We start from the raw sequence: 15,432 nt of genomic DNA on the forward strand, positions 1-15,432 counted from the left end.
TTCACTCATGTCGTCTACCTTCGTCGCGCGGCCGTCGCGCGGCCGGCTCGCGCTCGCATGCGCGGCCGCTTTCGCTTGGCCCGCCGCCCATGCGGCATCGACGGACGATGCACGCGCCGATGCCGCCGTCGGTGGCGTCGAGCGTCCCGCCGGTGCCACCGCGCCGGCTTCCGCGGTCGCAATCGTGCCGCCGGCACCGGCCGGCGATACGCTGACCGCCGTCAGCGTGACCGCGCAGCGGCAACCCGTCGATCCGGATACGCCGGCCGTCGTCCAGTCGATCACGCGCGAGCAGATCGATGCGCACACCAACGTCACCACCGAGGACGCGCTGAAGTACGCGCCGAACCTGATGGTCCGCAAGCGCTATATCGGCGACCGCAACAGCGTGTTTGCGGGCCGTGACTTCAACGAACTGCAGAGTGCGCGCGGGCTCGTCTACGCCGACGGCGTGCTGCTGTCGAACCTGCTCGGCTCGAGCTATGCGTACCCGCCGCGCTGGTCGCTGATTCCGCCTGACGACATCGCGCGCGTCGACGTGCTTTATGGCCCCTTTTCCGCGCTGTATCCCGGCAACGCGATCGGCTCGACCGTGCTGCTCACGACACGCCGCCCGGAAAAGCTCGAGGCGTCGCTGTCGACGCAATTCTTTACGCAGCGCTACCACGACGGCTACGGATTCGCGGACAGCTTCGGCGGCAATCACCAGACCGCGCGGATTGCGAACCGCGTCGGCCGGTTCTGGTTCGCGCTGTCGCTCGACCGGCTGGAGAACAACGGTCAGCCGATGCAGTACGCGAGTCCCAATCCGGCCTACAACCCGAAGCTGGGCGCCGCCGTGCCCGTGACGGGCGCCGCGACCGACATCGGGCCCAACGGCAAGCCGCGGACGATCGTCGGTGCGCAGACGATCGAACGGACCGAGCAGCTCAACGAGACGGTCCGGATGGGTTACGCGTTCACCGACCACGTCGACGCGACGCTCACGCTCGGGCACTGGGAAAACCATTACCGGCAGCACGGCGAAACCTTCCTGCGCGATGCGGCCGGCAATCCGGTCTACGGCGGCAACGTGTCGATCGGCGGCCAGAACATGACTGTCGCGCCGAACGCGTTCGCGCCGCAGCGCGGCGACCAGGAGAACTGGCTGTACGCGCTCGGCCTGAACGGCCGGCTCGATTCCGGCTGGCGGCTGTCGGGCGTCGTATCTGCGTACGACGTGTCGCGCGACGTGCTGCGCGCGGCGTCGACCGCGCAGGGCGGCGCGGGCACGCTGTTCCAGGGCGACGGCACGGGCTGGCGCACGCTCGACCTGAAGGCCGAGGCGCCGGAAGTGAAGGGGCACACGTTCACGTTCGGCTATCACTACGACAACTACTTCCTGCGCAACGTCACGTACAACACGGCCGACTGGCTGGCCGGGCCGACCACGTCGCTGTCGAGCGTCTATCGCGGCGACACGCGCACGCAGGCGCTGTTCGCGCAGGACGCGTGGCGTTTCGCGCCGGGCTGGCTCGCGACGCTGGGGCTGCGCTACGAGCGCTGGGATGCATATGGCGGCGCGCTCGGCAACGCGACCGGCACGCTCGGCTATGCGGAGCGCAGCGCGAACGCGCTGTCGCCGAAAGTCGCGCTGCAATGGGACGCGACGGACATCTGGCGCTTCCGGCTGTCGTTCGCGACCGGCACGCGTTTCCCGACGGTCGGCGAGCTGTTCCAGGGCACGATCTCGAACAACGCGATCGTCAACAACAACCCGAACCTGCAGCCTGAAAAGGCGATCGACTGGGACTTCACGGCCGAACGCGACGTGGGCGTCGGTGTCGTGCGCGCCAGCGTGTTCCAGAGCGACCTGCGCGATTCGATCTACAGCCAGACGACGGCGTCGGGCGCGACGACCGTCACCAATATCTCGAACGTCGACCGCGTGCGCGTACGCGGCGTCGAACTCGCGTTCAGCGGCGAGAACGTCGGGCTGAAAGGGCTCGCGATCGACGCGAACGTGTCGGCGAGCAACGCGCAGATCCTCGCCGATGCCGCGAATCCCGCCTATGTCGGCTCGCGCTTTCCGCGTATTCCGCGCATGCGCGCGAACCTGCTCGCGTCGTATCGCTTCGACGAGCACTGGCTCGCGAGCGTCGGCGTTCGCTACTCGGGCCGTCAGTTCAACACGCTCGACAACAGCGACGTGAATCCGGATGTGTACGGCGGCACGAGTTCGTTCACGGTCGTCGACCTGAAGGCGCGCTACCGCTTCGACCGTCACTGGACCGCGTCGGTCGGCATCGACAACCTGACGGACCGCCGTTACTACGTGTTCCACCCGTATCCGGGCCGCACTTTCTATGGAGAACTGAAATGGTCGCTGTGAAGTCGTTCGTTGCAGGCTGCGCGATGTGGCTCGCGGCGCTGTCGCCAGCCGGCGCGCACGATGCGCCGAAGGCCGCCGATCCGCACGCCGCGCATATGAGCATGCAGGCCGCGCCTGCCCAGCAGAAGCCGTCGCTCGCGACGGGCGCCGCGTTCGATGCGCGTCACCGGCTGTGGGTTGCGTGGGTCGAAGGCGCGCACGTCGTCGTCGCGCATTCCGACGACGCGGGCCGCACGCTGTCCGCGTCCGTCACCGTCAACGCGATGCCGGAGCCGATCTACACGAGCGCCGAGAATCGCCCGAAGATCGCGACGAGTCCGGACGGGCGCGCGGTGTACGTGTCGTGGTCGATGCCGCTCGATGCGCCGTACACGGGCATGGTGCGCTTCTCGCGTTCGCTCGACGGCGGCGCGACCTGGAGCGTACCCGTTACCGTGCATCGCGACCGGCAGGCGATCACGCACCGCTTCGACATGGTGACTGTCGATCCGGCCGGCAACATCGCGATCGCATGGATCGACAAGCGCGATCTCGTTGCGGCGAAGGCGGCGGGGCAGGCGTACGAAGGCGCGGCCGTTTACTACGCGGTGTCGCGCGACGGCGGCGCATCGTTCGAAGCCGAACGCAAGGTGACCGACCACACGTGCGAATGCTGCCGGATCGCGATGGCGATCGATCCGGCCGGACGCATCGAGGCCGTGTGGCGCAACGTGTTCCCGGGGCAGATCCGCGATCATGCGCTCGCCGTGCTGCCCGTATCGGCATCGGCGCCGGTCGTGCCGGTGCGCGCGACGTTCTCGAACTGGCACGTCGAGGCGTGCCCCGAGCACGGGCCGGCGCTGGCGATCACGCCGGACGGCATGCGCCATCTTGCATGGTTCGGCGTCGTCGATGGTCGTGCCGACGTGTTCTATTCGCGCATCGGCGCCGATGGCCAGCCGCGCGGCACGCCGTGGGCGTTCGGCGCGAATCCCGCGGTGCCCGGCGAGCAGGCGTCGCATGCGGCGCTCGTCGCGCGCGGCGACGTCGTGTGGCTCGCATGGAAGGCGTTCGATGGCGACACGATGCAGATCAAGCTGCGCCGGTCGGATGATCGCGGCGAGCACTGGTCGGCGCCGCGCGTGATCGCGTCGACGTCGGGCGCGAGCGACAACCCGCAACTGCTCGACGATGCGGGCCGCATCTATCTGTCGTGGCGCACGCGTAACGACGGCTATCGGCTGATCGCCGTGGAGGGGGCGTAATGAAACGGCTGATTGCGTTGATCGGCGTCGTGCTCGCGAGCCTGCCGGCGTGGGCCGGCGGCGAACTGCAGCCGCTGCGTGCGGCCGACGTCGCGCGGTTGTATGCGACGGCGCACGAGCGGCCGCTGGCGGTCGAGATCTGGTCGCTCGATTGCGGATACTGTCGCGAGAACGCCGCGCACCTGGTCGCGTGGCAGCGCCGGCATCCGGAAGTGCAACTCGCGATGGTCGCGATGGATGCGTACGACGACAACGGTGCGGCGATCTCGCAGGCGCTCGCGCAGATGAACCTGCCGCCGCAGGTCGCGCAGTATGCGAACGCGGAGCCGATGCCCGAGCGTCTGCGGGCGGCGCTCGATGCGGGATGGAGAGGGGAAATGCCGCGCACCGTGTGGATCGGACGCGATGGCGCACGCGAAGCGCGCAGCGGATTACTGACGGCCGACGTGCTCGACGGCTGGCTGCAGCGCGCGAGGCACTGAAAAAATGGTGGCGCGCGGCGAACGGGCCGCGCGCCGGCCTGATGCGAAAACGCGCCCGAAGGCGCGTGGAGAGAGGCGTCAGGCCGCTCGCTTGAATAGCCGGATCACGAACAGCAGGATCACCGCGCCGACGACCGCGACGATCACCGAACCGATGAAGCCGCTGCCGATGCTGATGCCGAGCAGCCCGGCGAGCCAGCCGCCGATCACCGCGCCGACGATCCCGACGATGATGTCGACGATCAGCCCGAAGCCGCCGCCCTTGACGAGCAAGCCGGCAAGCCAGCCGGCAATCGCGCCGATGATGAGCCACATAATCAAACCATGAGCCATGGTGGTCCTCTCCTTGTGTTGAGTCGAAACGACCGGACGTCGGCAGTGCCGCCGCAAGCTGGATGAAGGCGGCAGTGCGACCCGCCGCGCCGCCCACGCAATGTAACGCGATAGGCGGGTCAGAATCGTTAAGTAATGTTATGCACCCTTAACCGGATTTTCCAGGGAATTCGTCTGCTTACGGCGCGGCTCGTGCGCGGACGATGCGTGGCGAAATGAATTTGTAAGAAATGACTGCCGGTGGAAATCATGTCGGCCATGAGCCTCATCGTGCGTGCGCCGATGCCGACATGCCCGCATCGGGCAGTCCGTCGCTTGCGTCGGCGATCAGCCGTGCGACGGTCGCGGTATCGCCGATCGTCTCGATCGACAGCAGTGCGAAACGGGCGAGAAAGAGCGACGCATCGGCTTCACCGATACGGGTCATCGTGCGGCACAGGTCGGTGTAGAGGGTGTCGCGTTCGGCATCCGTCATCATGCGGTCTCCTGAAGATCGGTTGACGCGCACGGATGGAGCGCGCGTTCGAGTGCGGCGGCCACGTCGCCGGCGCGAGCATCGTGCCAACGGCCGAGTACATGGCCGTCCGGACGCACGAGATAGACGGTGCCGTCGCGCGCGCCGTACATGTCGAACAGCCGGCCGTTGTCGTCGTGGCCGCCGCAGGACGGTTGCCGCGGAGCCGCGTGCCGTGCGAGCGTGACGAGCGCGAACGGTATCCGCGCATCCTGCAGGTGCCGTTCGAGATCGGCCAGCGATCGATCGGGTACGCCGTCGGCCGTGAAGCAGAGCGCGGTGAAGCGCGGGGCGACGAGATCGGTCAGGTGGCCGCGGCGTGTGTCGCTGCCGTGCGCCGCGTACAGCATCAGCGGGCATTCTGCGAGCACCGTGCCGGGCGCCGGGCCGGCTGCAAAGGCGTCGCGTTCGGCCGCGTTGAGCGGCGACGCCGCATACGCGATTGCCGATGTCTGGCGCGGGTTGATCAGCGAGCGCAGCGCCGGATGCCGGACCGCGAGCGTCAGCACGGCCCTGCGCATCAGTTCGAATGCAAACGACGGCGGCGCCATGAACTCGGTGCTCTTCGTGCCGTAGCGCAGGTTCTCGTGTGTCGCGTACACGCGTTCGTCCGAGTAGCTGTCGAGCAGCGTATCCGCCGCGAGGCCGCGGATCACGCATGCGAGTTTCCATGCAAGGTTGTCGGCATCGTCGATGCCCGAATTCGCGCCGCGCACGCCGAAGATCGGTACGAGATGCGCGGCGTCGCCGCAGAACAGCACGCGGTCGTGCCGGTAGCGTTCAAGCGTCAGCGCGTTTGCCTTGTAGATCGTGATCCAGATCGGCGACCAGTCGCCGCGCTCGCCCATCATGTCGAGCAGGTTCTGCACGCGCGGGATCACGTTCTCGGGCTTCACGGCCGCTTCGGCATCCTCGTCGTCGCGCAACTGGTAGTCGATCCGCCACACGTTGTCGGGCTGCTTGTGGACGAGTACCGTCGAACCCGGGTTCGACGACGGATCGAAGTACGCGAGCCGTTCGGTCGGCCGGTCGCTGTCGAGTGCGATGTCGACGATCACATAGCGGCCCTCGTAGCTCGTGCCGTGGAGCGACAGGCCGAGTGCGTCGCGCATCGTGCTGCGTCCGCCGTCGCACGCGACGACCCAGTCGGCGTCGAACGCGTAGCCGCCGAGCGGCGTGTCGACGTCCAGACGCACGCCGTCCGGCTGCCGGGCCACACCGGTGACCTTCGTCTGCCAGCGGATCTCGATGAGCTCGGGGCGCCGCCGCGCGGCGTCGAGCAGGAACTGCTCGATGTGATACTGCGCGAGATTCACCATCGGCGGCAGCTTCTGGTTCTCGTCCTGCGGCATCGTGAAATGCAGCACTTCGTCGCGACGGTAGAAGCTGCGTCCGCCGGCCCATGGCAGCCCCACGCGCAGGAAGTCGTCGAGCGCGCCGAGCCGCTCGATGATCTCGAGACTGCGCCGCGAGATGCAGATTGCGCGGCTGCCGTGGCAGACCGAGTCGTCGGCCTCGATCAGCACGCTGCGGATGCCGTGGTTCGCAAGACCGAGCGCGACGGCGAGGCCCACGGGGCCGCCGCCGACGATCGCGACGCAATGCCGGCGCGTATCGATGCCGTCGTCGCAGTCCGGCAGATGCGCGGGATGGCGTTCGGCGACGAACGGGTAGCGCTTGAATTCGATGTTCATCGTTGGCTTCCACGGTGGTCTGGTTCGACGCGCACGCATCGATGCTGCGATGCGTGCAACGGGTCGGTGCAGTATGGAAGCCGGTCGTGCCTCGGTTGTCCCCATTTCGGGTACAGCGGGCGGATGCAGGCGGCGCGGGAGCGGGCGCGACAGGCTCAGCGCGCGCCGGGAGGACTCAGGGCAGCAGGCACAGCGCAAACAGCTCGCGCTGGCTCGAGATGCCGAGGCGCCGGTACGCGCGTTTCTGGTAGGTGACGACGCTCGATGCCTTCACGCCGATAGTTTCGCCGATCTCGTGCGCGGTCTGACCTTCGAGCACGCCGCGCAGCACGTCGAGTTCGCGCTTGGACAACCCGGGGCATGCACTGCGCAGCCGTGCGAGCATTCGTTGCGGGATGCCGACCTGCGTCGCGCCGGCGAGTGCGTAGTGATGCTTCGCGGCCTGCGCGATCAGCGGCGCGAGCGCTTCGATCGACGCGATCTCGCGCGGCTGGAACGCGCCGCTGCGATGCGCGCGGTACAGGTTGATCGACAGCCAGGTCGCATCGTCGGGCTGCATCAGCAGCGCCAGCCGGTCGGATACGTCGGGGCCGCGATAACACGCCGCACGATACGCTTCGTGATCGATCTCGTCGCCGGCTTGCTGGTGCAGCAGCAGGTCGTGGCGGCGTGCGCCGCGAGGTGCGGCCGACACGATGTGCTGATTGCCGTCGAGTGCGTAGAAATGCCGTGCGTAGGTGTCGGCGATGTCGCGCAGGTAGTGGCCGCCGCGACGATCGGCGACCGACATCGTGCGCGGGCGGTTGCCGAACTCGTACGCGAAGATCGTGCACTGCGTGATGGACAGCGCATCGTCGAACAGCTTCAGGACTTCGGCCGCGAATGCGCTCGGCGCGTTGCCCCCGATCGCGGCGACGAGGCTTGTTGCGCGGGACACGTCCAACTGCCCGGTGAGATTCGGTCGCTCGAGACGCCAGGTGCGCATGATGCGGGGAGAGGGCGGAGTGGTCCGGCGATTGTAATCGGCGGCGTGCGGCGCGTGAGTCGGGAGATGCCCGCAAGCGGAGGTGGCGCGGGGAGAGGGCGGGCGCACGATTTCGGCGCCGGAAAAGAGAAAAGGTCTGACAAGCGATGCTTGTCAGACCTTTATGTCTTGGTGCCGGAGATAGGAGTCGAACCTACGACCTTCGCATTACGAATGCGCTGCTCTACCAACTGAGCTACACCGGCAGCAGAGAAATGAAATTATATGGTCAAATCCGAGATCTTGGCAATAGGTTTTGCGAATTTTTTTCAGCTTGCAGCTGTTTCGCGAAACCATCGATCCGGCGGACTTCCCGCTTTCACTTCACTGCGATGCGACCGGTCAGGGCCACATCGCGAGGCGCGATTTTACTTGCGTCGCGCACCTCCGTCCAGTGCTGCAGTGCAAATTATTAGGCGTCGTCGTGATAGCCCGTCACGCGCTCGACTTCATTCTTCGAACCGAGGAACACGGGCACGCGCTGGTGCAGGCCCGTCGGCTGCACTTCCATGATGCGCTGCGTGCCGGTCGTTGCGGCGCCGCCCGCCTGTTCGACGATGAACGACATCGGGTTCGCTTCGTACATCAGGCGCAGCTTGCCCGGGCGATCGGGCGTGCGCTTGTCGGCCGGGTACATGAAGATGCCGCCGCGGTTCAGGATCCGGTGCACGTCGGCAACCATCGACGCGACCCAGCGCATGTTGAAGTTGTCGCCGCGCGGGCCGTCCTTGCCGGCGTTCAGCTCGTCGATGTAGCGCTTGACCGGGTCGTACCAGTGGCGGGCGTTCGACGCGTTGATCGCGTATTCGCGCGTGTCGGCCGGGATCTGCAAGTTGCTCTGCGTGAGTACCCACGAGCCGACTTCGCGGTCGAGCGTGAAGCAGTTCACGCCGTTGCCGGTCGTCAGCACGAACACCGTTTGCGGGCCGTAGACGGCGTAGCCGGCCGCGACCTGCTCCGTGCCGGGTTGCAGGAACGATTCCTCGGTCGCCTGCTTGCCGTCCGGGCAGCGCAGCACCGAGAAGATCGTGCCGATCGACACGTTCACGTCGATGTTCGACGAACCGTCGAGCGGGTCGAACACGAGCAGGTATTCGCCGCGCGGGTAGTTCGCGGGGATCGGGAAGAACGTTTCCATTTCTTCCGACGCCATCGCGGCGAGGTTGCCGCCCCATTCGTTCGCGTCGAGCAGGATCTCGTTCGACAGGATGTCGAGCTTCTTCTGCACTTCGCCCTGGACGTTCTCGCTGTCGGCGGTACCGAGCGCTTCGCCGAGCGCACCCTTCGACACGTTGTAGCTGATCGCCTTGCACGCGCGTGCGACGACTTCGATCAGCAGGCGCAGGTCGGCGGGGAGGTTGTTGGTCTCACGTTGCTGTTCGATCAGGAACTTCGACAGCGTGGTGCGGCGGGCAATGGACATGACAGACTCCGAAAGGCCAAAGAATCCTTGAATGGTCGCAATTTTACCCGCCGTGCTTCCCGTGCCGCCGGCTTTTTTCGTCCGGTTACATGGCCGGGCGGCCGAATCGGCCCGGGTTCCTGCTTCGGCGACGGGCGGGATGCGCATGGCAGCGGCGGCAAATCGCGCGATCAGACCCCGCGATTCCGCCCGGTTCCGGTTGCACTTGCGCAATAAAAAACCGGCGCCGCGACAGGCGGCGCCGGCTGTATCGCGCGGGCGCGATGCGAGCGATTGCGTTACGCGAGCGCCTTCTCGACGATCTCGCGCACGTCGCGCGATTTCGCGCCGGCGGCGACCTGTTCGAGCGCTTCGCGCATCCGGTCGCGCAGCGCGGGCGTGAAGCGGCGCCACAGTTCGAGCGAGCGGGCAAGGCGCGCGGCGACCTGCGGGTTGATCGCGTCGAGCGCGAGCACCTGTTCGGCCCAGAACGCGTAACCCGAGCCGTCCGCCGCGTGGAATTGCGCGGGGTTGGCCGCGCAGAAGCTGAAGATCAGCGAGCGCGCGCGGTTCGGATTCTTCAGGTTGAACGCGGGATGCGCGAACAGCTTGCGAACCTTCGCGAGGGTCGGCTGCGCGGGCGTGCCGCGTTGCGCAGCCTGCATCGCGAACCACTTGTCGATCACGAGCGCTTCCTTCTCGAAACGGCGATAGAAGTCGTCGAGCGCATGCTCGGCCGGCCCGTTCGCGCCCGCGGCCGCGGCGGACAGCAGCGCGCCGAGCGCAGCCGCGCGATCGGTCATGTTGTTCGCCGCGTCGTACTGCGCGGTCGCGAGGCGCACGGCATCGGCCGGGTCGTCGAGTTCGGCGAGATACGCGAGCGCGAGATTCTTCAGCGCACGGCGGCCGGCGGCCTCCGGCGTCGGCTCGTATGCGCCGGGCGTCTGGTGCTGTTCGTACGCGGCGAGCCAGTCGGCGCGCAGCGCGGTCGCGAGCTGGCGACGCACGAACAGGCGTGCGCGATGCACGGCGGCCGGATCGGCCTCGGCCATCTGGTCGGCGAGATAGGTTTCCGACGGCAGCGTCAGCGCGAGTTCGCGGAACGCCGGCGACAGCGTCGCGTCGGCCAGGACGCGGCGGAACGCGGCGACGAAGTTCTCGCCGAGCGTGAGCGGCTCGTTCGCGGCGGCACGCGCGGCGAGCGTCAGCAGCGCGCGCGTCGCGAGGCGCTGGCCGGCCTCCCAGCGGTTGAACGGATCGCTGTCGTGCGCGAGCAGGAACGCGAGGTCGTCGTCGCTGTAGTCGTACTCGACGATCACCGGCGACGAGAAGTTGCGCAGCAGCGACGGCAGCGGTTCTGCCGGTACGTCGATGAACGTGAAGGTCTGCTCGGTGTCGGTGAAGTCGAGCACACGCGTCGTGCCCGATGCGGCGGCTTCGCCGTCGAGATGCAGCGGCAGGTCTCGGCCGTCGCGGCCGATCAGGCCGATCGCGAACGGAATCAGCAGCGGCCCCTGCTGGGTGTCGCGCGCGGCCGGCGACGCGTCGCCGTAGCCCTGCGCGAGCGTGACCGTATAGCGGCGCGCGGCCGCGTCGTACGCGGTGCGCACCGACACGCGCGGCGTGCCGGCCTGGCTGTACCAGCGCTCGAACTGCGCGAGGTCGCGCCCGTTCGCGTCGGCCATCGCGTGACGGAAGTCGTCGCAGGTCACCGCATGGCCGTCGTGGCGCTTGAAGTACAGGTCCATCCCCTTGCGGAAGCCGTCGCGGCCGAACAGCGTCTGGTACATCCGCACGACTTCCGAGCCTTTCTCGTAGACGGTCATCGTGTAGAAGTTGTTGATTTCGACGTAGCTCTCCGGGCGCACCGGGTGCGCCATCGGGCCCGCGTCCTCGGCGAACTGCAACTGGCGCAGCACGCGCACGTCCTCGATGCGCTTGACCGCGCGGGCCGCCGATTCGACCTCGTCGCCCGCGGCCATGTCGGCCGAGAATTCCTGGTCGCGGAACACCGTCAGACCTTCCTTCAGGCTCAGCTGGAACCAGTCGCGGCAGGTCACGCGGTTGCCCGTCCAGTTGTGGAAGTACTCGTGGCCGACCACCGACTCGATGTTCGCGAAATCGGTGTCGGTCGCGGTCTCGGGGTTCGCCAACACGTACTTCGTGTTGAAGATGTTGAGCCCCTTGTTTTCCATTGCGCCCATGTTGAAGTCGCCGACCGCGACGATCATGAAGCGGTCGAGATCGAGTTCGAGGCCGAAGCGCTTCTCGTCCCAGCGGATCGAGTGGATCAGCGAATCCATCGCGTGACGCGTCTTGTCGAGATCGGCCGGCTCGACCCACACCTGCAGCAGCTTTTCCTTGCCCGAGCCGGTCGTGATCGTCTCCTCGATCGCGACGAGCGTGCCCGCGACGAGCGCGAACAGGTAGCTCGGCTTGCGGAACGGGTCTTCCCACTTTGCGAAGTGGCGGCCGTCGGGCAGGTCGCCCGAATCGACGAGGTTGCCGTTCGACAGCAGCACCGGGTACGCGGCCTTGTCGGAGCGCAGCGTCACCGTGTACGACGCCATCACGTCGGGGCGGTCGAGGAAGTAGGTAATGCGGCGGAAGCCTTCGGCTTCGCACTGCGTGAAGAAGTTGCCGCTCGACACATAGAGGCCCGACAGCGTCGTATTCTGGTCGGGCGCGCACGCGCTTTCGAGCGTCAGCTCGAATGCATCGGGGACGTTCTCGACGGTCAGCCCGTGTTCGTGCGCGCGCACGGCGCCGTGCGGCGCGCCATCCAGCCGTGCGCCGAGAAATTCGAGCGCTTCGCCCATCAGCTCCAGGTGCGGCGCGGGCGCGGCGTCCGGATTGCGGCGCACGCGCATCGTATTCCTGACGATCGTGCGGGCCGGCGCGAGATCGAATTCGAGTGCGACGGAATCGATGAGGAAGGCCGGCGGCGTGTAGTCGGCGCGGCGGATCACGGTGGAGGAGGCGTTGTCGGACATGGTCGTCGAGATTGGTGGAATGGGGGACGGGCCGGCGGCGCGGGCCGGGCGAACCGGGCCATTGTACAAAGGCTTGCGGCTGCGTGCCGCGCGAACTTTTTACCGGTTCCGGCAGTCCGCGTATTATCGGCATCCCGTTACGGTTCGCGCGGTGCGACGAACGGGTGATGGATCGACGAGGATCAACATGAAACGCGAATGGATTCAACGCAGTGCGGGCTGGGCGGCGGTGCTGTGCGTGGCGCTGCTGACGGGCTGCACCAGCTACGTGACGACCCAGGTCACGGCCTTCTCCGACTGGAGCGGCAGCGACGCGACACGCACCTATGCGTTCACGCGCACCGATGCGCAGAAGAACAGCATCGAGCAGTCGACCTACGAGCCGATCGTCGCAGGCGAACTGTCCGCATATGCGTTCCGGCAGGTGCCGCAGGCGCAGGCGCGGTATCTCGTCGGGCTGACCTATGCGGTCGGCAGCGATCTCGTGACGGTGCCGCAGCCGGTCTACTACGATCCGTGGTTCGCGCCCGGGCCGTACTGGCGGCGCGGCCCGTGGGGTCCGTGGGGGCCCTGGGGGCCGATGCCGGCCGGCTATGTCGCGCAGACGTACCAGGTGTTCGACTACATGCTCGGCATCCGTATCACCGAGCGCGCAACGGGCAAGGAGGTCTACAACGTATCCGCACGCACGACCGGCGACAACGGCACGCTGCTGTACGCGATGCCGTTCCTGGCACGCAGCGCGCTCGCCGATTTCCCGCTGTCGAACGGCGCGGTCCGCTCGGTCCGGCTGCCGGTCGACAAGCGTGGCGGGCCGGCGGCGCCGGCCGCCAACGAGCGCGCGGTGCCGGCTGCGCCGGCTTCGGGCGCAGCCGTCGCGAAGTAGCGCGGCGTCGGCATCGGCGCGGCCGCCCGGCCGCGCCGGCCACCTCCGTCCGTCAGACCCCGACGCCCAGCAGCGCCAGCGCGCCGAGCACGACGAACAGCACGGCCGCGATCCCGTGTACGAGCTTCGTCGGCAGACGGTGCGCGAAGCGGTCGCCGAGCAGGATCGCGGGCACGTTCGCGAGCATCATCCCGAACGTCGTGCCGGCCACGACGCCGATGTAGTCCTGGAAGCGAGCGGCAAGCGCGACGGTCGCGATCTGCGTCTTGTCGCCCATTTCCGCGAGGAAGAACGCCACGAGGGTCGCGCCGAACACGCCGAGCCGCGAGCGGTTGGCATTGGCTTCGTCGGCATCGAGCTTGTCCGGCACCAGGATCCACAACCCCATCGCGATGAACGAGAACGCGAGCGTCCAGCGCATGATCGACGGCGTGACGAGCACGCCGAGCCATTCGCCGAGCGCGCCTGCGAAACCGTGGTTGACGAGCGTCGCGACGAGTACGCCGAGGATGATCGGCACCGGCTTGCGATAGCGCGCGGCCAGCACGAGGGAAAGCAGTTGGGTCTTGTCGCCGATTTCAGCGAGGGCGACGGCGCCGGTGGAAATCAGGAAGGCTTGGGTCACGTATGGGGTTCCGCGGGCCGGCGTTGTGCGTGCGAGCGACGATCCACGGCGCGCCGGGCCCTGATGCGGCGCACTGTGAACCATCGGTCTCGCCAGGCCTAGGTGGCTGCGCCCGCCATGGCCAAACGGCCAAGTCTGTTGACGGACGCCTCCGTCACGATGCGCGCCGGTAGCGCGGGACATCGAGCGGAGCGGCTACTCCCCAATGAGCGGCGGATTTTAGCACGGCGCGTCACGCACGGGAAAGCGGTCGAACTGCCGCGCGGAGCGTCGGAGCGCGATCGGCGCGGGGCGCGTTCGACTGTCCGGCATGCGCGGTGGCGGACGCGCGCGCATGCCGGGACGGGCGCCCGGCGGGCCGTTACGCGGCGGCGCGGCGTGCCGCGCCGCGCTCGTGGACGAGCGCGCCGGCCGCATAGGTGCGATACACCGCGCGGTCGTCGCCGAGCAGCGCGAACGCGAACAACAGTTCCTCGAGCGAATCCGCGCGCTTCGTGCGACGCGCGAGCAGCGGCGTCGCCTGCGGATCGAGCACGATGAAGTCGGCCTCGGTGCGCGGCGCGAGCGTGCCGACCGTGTCGGCGAGGTCGAGCGCCTGCGCGGCGCCGGCCGTCGCGAGCCAGAACATCCGCGTCGCGGTCAGGTGGTGGCCCGACAGCCGCGCGACCTTGTGTGCTTCGTTCATCGTCTGCAGCATCGAGAACGACGTGCCGCCGCCGACGTCGGTGGCGAGCGTCACGGGCACGTCGTATTCGCCGGCCTTGTCGAAATCGAACAGCCCGCTGCCGAGGAAGAAGTTCGACGTCGGGCAGTGCGCGACGACGGTGCGTGTCTCGGCCATCCGGCGGCGGTCCTCGTCGTCGAGGTGGATGCAGTGACCGTACACCGCGCGCGGCCGCAGCAGCCCGTAGCGGTCGTAGATGTCGAGATAACTGCGATGGCCGGGGAACAGCTCGGCCACCCATTTCACCTCGTCGACGTTTTCCGCGACGTGGCTTTGCACGAACACGTCCGGATGGCGGCGCGCGAGTTCGCTGCACGCCTCGAGTTGCGCCTCGGTCGACGTCGGCGCGAAGCGCGGCGTGAGCGCGTACATCTGGCGGCCTTTGCCGTGCCAGCGGCCGATCAGCTCGGCGCTGTCGTCATAACCCGATTGCGCGGTGTCGCGCAGGAATTCGGGGCAGTTGCGGTCCATCAGCACCTTGCCCGCGATCATCCGCAGGTCGCGCGCGTCGCTCGCCGCGAACAGCGCGTCGGCCGACTGCTTGTGCACCGTGCAGTAGACGAGCGCGCTCGTCGTGCCGCACGCGAGCAGTTCGTCGACGAAGAAGTCGGCGACTTCGCGCGCATGCTCGGGATCGCCGAACTGGCGCTCGGTCGGGAACGTGTACTTGTCCAGCCACGGCAGCAGGCCCGGTGCCGGCGACGCGATCATGTCCGTCTGCGGATAGTGGATGTGCGTGTCGATGAAGCCGGGCACGATCAGCTTGTCGCGCAGGTCATGGACGATCGCGTCGCGCGCGAGCGTCGCGGCGAGCTGCGCATACGGGCCGGCCGCGACGACCTTGCCGTCGTCGACGATCAGGAGGCCGTCGGTTTCGTAGTTCGCGGCCTGGCTCGATTGCGCCGGGTCGCCGTTGAAGGTCAGCAGTTGGGAACGAAAAGCGGTTTGCGTCATGACGAATGGTCCTGCATCAAGGTAAGGCGAACAGAGGAAATCGATCGACGCCGCGCGGGCGACGGCATGGATGGCACCGCCCGCACGGGTGCGGGACGGCGCTTCGCGAGCGGTCGCGGCACGCTGCGTGCGGCACGACCGGATGCGATTGCACAGGCGAGTGCGGCGGCCGGGGCCGCCATCGCG

12 protein-coding genes, 1 tRNA gene and 1 riboswitch are annotated in these 15,432 nt (G+C 67.8%); of the genes, 4 read left to right on the plus strand and 9 right to left on the minus strand.

The features are described from left to right. The first annotated feature begins 7 nt into the window (after window positions 1-7). The 3 genes from CUJ89_RS05120 to CUJ89_RS05130 are packed head-to-tail and all read left to right on the plus strand — an operon-like array spanning window position 8 to window position 4,097. Window positions 8-2,371: a TonB-dependent receptor gene (locus CUJ89_RS05120; RefSeq protein WP_114176409.1), complete on the plus strand. Its 2,364-nt coding sequence runs from the start codon at window positions 8-10 to the stop codon at window positions 2,369-2,371. Further along, window positions 2,359-3,615, plus strand: a complete 1,257-nt coding sequence (locus CUJ89_RS05125) for an exo-alpha-sialidase (protein ID WP_114176410.1) — start codon at window positions 2,359-2,361, stop codon at window positions 3,613-3,615. The genes CUJ89_RS05120 and CUJ89_RS05125 overlap by 13 nt, the downstream gene beginning before the upstream one ends. After that, entirely contained in the window at window positions 3,615-4,097 is a 483-nt protein-coding gene (locus CUJ89_RS05130) for a TlpA family protein disulfide reductase (protein WP_114176411.1), read from the plus strand. Before CUJ89_RS05125 ends, CUJ89_RS05130 begins: the two co-directional genes overlap by 1 nt. Window positions 4,098-4,175: 78 nt before the next feature. Here the strand turns inward: CUJ89_RS05130 and CUJ89_RS05135 are convergent, their stop codons facing one another. From CUJ89_RS05135 to pepN, 7 genes are all read right to left on the minus strand, one after another. Further along, window positions 4,176-4,430: a GlsB/YeaQ/YmgE family stress response membrane protein gene (locus CUJ89_RS05135; protein WP_114176412.1), complete on the minus strand. Its 255-nt coding sequence runs from the start codon at window positions 4,428-4,430 to the stop codon at window positions 4,176-4,178. 265 nt (window positions 4,431-4,695) lie between these two features. Continuing rightward, window positions 4,696-4,908, minus strand: coding sequence for a hypothetical protein (locus CUJ89_RS05140; protein ID WP_114176413.1), 213 nt, complete (start codon window positions 4,906-4,908; stop codon window positions 4,696-4,698). Beyond that, on the minus strand, window positions 4,905-6,638 hold the full coding sequence (locus CUJ89_RS05145; protein ID WP_114176414.1) for an FAD-dependent oxidoreductase: 1,734 nt from the start codon (window positions 6,636-6,638) through the stop codon (window positions 4,905-4,907). The genes CUJ89_RS05140 and CUJ89_RS05145 overlap by 4 nt, the downstream gene beginning before the upstream one ends. 175 nt (window positions 6,639-6,813) lie before the next feature. Further along, the gene (locus tag CUJ89_RS05150; protein ID WP_114176415.1) at window positions 6,814-7,623 is read right to left on the minus strand and encodes a helix-turn-helix transcriptional regulator; all 810 of its coding nucleotides are present in this window, start codon (window positions 7,621-7,623) and stop codon (window positions 6,814-6,816) included. A gap of 169 nt (window positions 7,624-7,792) precedes the next feature. Continuing rightward, a tRNA-Thr gene (locus CUJ89_RS05155) sits at window positions 7,793-7,868 on the minus strand. A 206-nt stretch (window positions 7,869-8,074) separates the two neighbouring features. Then, entirely contained in the window at window positions 8,075-9,085 is a 1,011-nt protein-coding gene (locus CUJ89_RS05160; RefSeq protein WP_114176416.1) for a class 1 fructose-bisphosphatase, read from the minus strand. A gap of 278 nt (window positions 9,086-9,363) precedes the next feature. Further along, entirely contained in the window at window positions 9,364-12,057 is a 2,694-nt protein-coding gene (pepN, locus tag CUJ89_RS05165; RefSeq protein ID WP_114176417.1) for an aminopeptidase N, read from the minus strand. 187 nt (window positions 12,058-12,244) lie between these two features. Between pepN and CUJ89_RS05170 the strand changes: the two genes are divergently transcribed. Further along, on the plus strand, window positions 12,245-12,943 hold the full coding sequence (locus CUJ89_RS05170) for a DUF4136 domain-containing protein (RefSeq protein WP_114176418.1): 699 nt from the start codon (window positions 12,245-12,247) through the stop codon (window positions 12,941-12,943). A 52-nt stretch (window positions 12,944-12,995) separates the two neighbouring features. On the opposite strand, the gene CUJ89_RS05175 is transcribed toward CUJ89_RS05170, so the two are convergent. After that, a complete protein-coding gene (locus CUJ89_RS05175) occupies window positions 12,996-13,568 on the minus strand; it encodes a TMEM165/GDT1 family protein (RefSeq protein WP_114176419.1) in 573 nt (190 codons plus the stop codon). Between the two features lie 78 nt (window positions 13,569-13,646). Beyond that, window positions 13,647-13,784, minus strand: a riboswitch (yybP-ykoY riboswitch). 145 nt (window positions 13,785-13,929) lie between these two features. Beyond that, on the minus strand, window positions 13,930-15,246 hold the full coding sequence (gene guaD / locus CUJ89_RS05185; protein WP_114176420.1) for a guanine deaminase: 1,317 nt from the start codon (window positions 15,244-15,246) through the stop codon (window positions 13,930-13,932). Window positions 15,247-15,432: the final 186 nt, after the last annotated feature.

It is taken from the genome of Burkholderia pyrrocinia (assembly GCF_003330765.1).
GTDB lineage: Bacteria > Pseudomonadota > Gammaproteobacteria > Burkholderiales > Burkholderiaceae > Burkholderia > Burkholderia pyrrocinia_B.

Coding starts and splice junctions, on each gene's coding strand:
- CUJ89_RS05120 (WP_114176409.1), top strand. CDS start 8: ATGTCGTCTACCTTCGTCGCGCGGCCGTCGCGCGGCCGGCTCGCGCTC.
- CUJ89_RS05125 (WP_114176410.1), top strand. CDS start 2,359: ATGGTCGCTGTGAAGTCGTTCGTTGCAGGCTGCGCGATGTGGCTCGCG.
- CUJ89_RS05130 (WP_114176411.1), top strand. CDS start 3,615: ATGAAACGGCTGATTGCGTTGATCGGCGTCGTGCTCGCGAGCCTGCCG.
- CUJ89_RS05135 (WP_114176412.1), bottom strand. CDS start 4,430: ATGGCTCATGGTTTGATTATGTGGCTCATCATCGGCGCGATTGCCGGC.
- CUJ89_RS05140 (WP_114176413.1), bottom strand. CDS start 4,908: ATGATGACGGATGCCGAACGCGACACCCTCTACACCGACCTGTGCCGC.
- CUJ89_RS05145 (WP_114176414.1), bottom strand. CDS start 6,638: ATGAACATCGAATTCAAGCGCTACCCGTTCGTCGCCGAACGCCATCCC.
- CUJ89_RS05150 (WP_114176415.1), bottom strand. CDS start 7,623: ATGCGCACCTGGCGTCTCGAGCGACCGAATCTCACCGGGCAGTTGGAC.
- CUJ89_RS05160 (WP_114176416.1), bottom strand. CDS start 9,085: ATGTCCATTGCCCGCCGCACCACGCTGTCGAAGTTCCTGATCGAACAG.
- pepN (WP_114176417.1), bottom strand. CDS start 12,057: ATGTCCGACAACGCCTCCTCCACCGTGATCCGCCGCGCCGACTACACG.
- CUJ89_RS05170 (WP_114176418.1), top strand. CDS start 12,245: ATGAAACGCGAATGGATTCAACGCAGTGCGGGCTGGGCGGCGGTGCTG.
- guaD (WP_114176420.1), bottom strand. CDS start 15,246: ATGACGCAAACCGCTTTTCGTTCCCAACTGCTGACCTTCAACGGCGAC.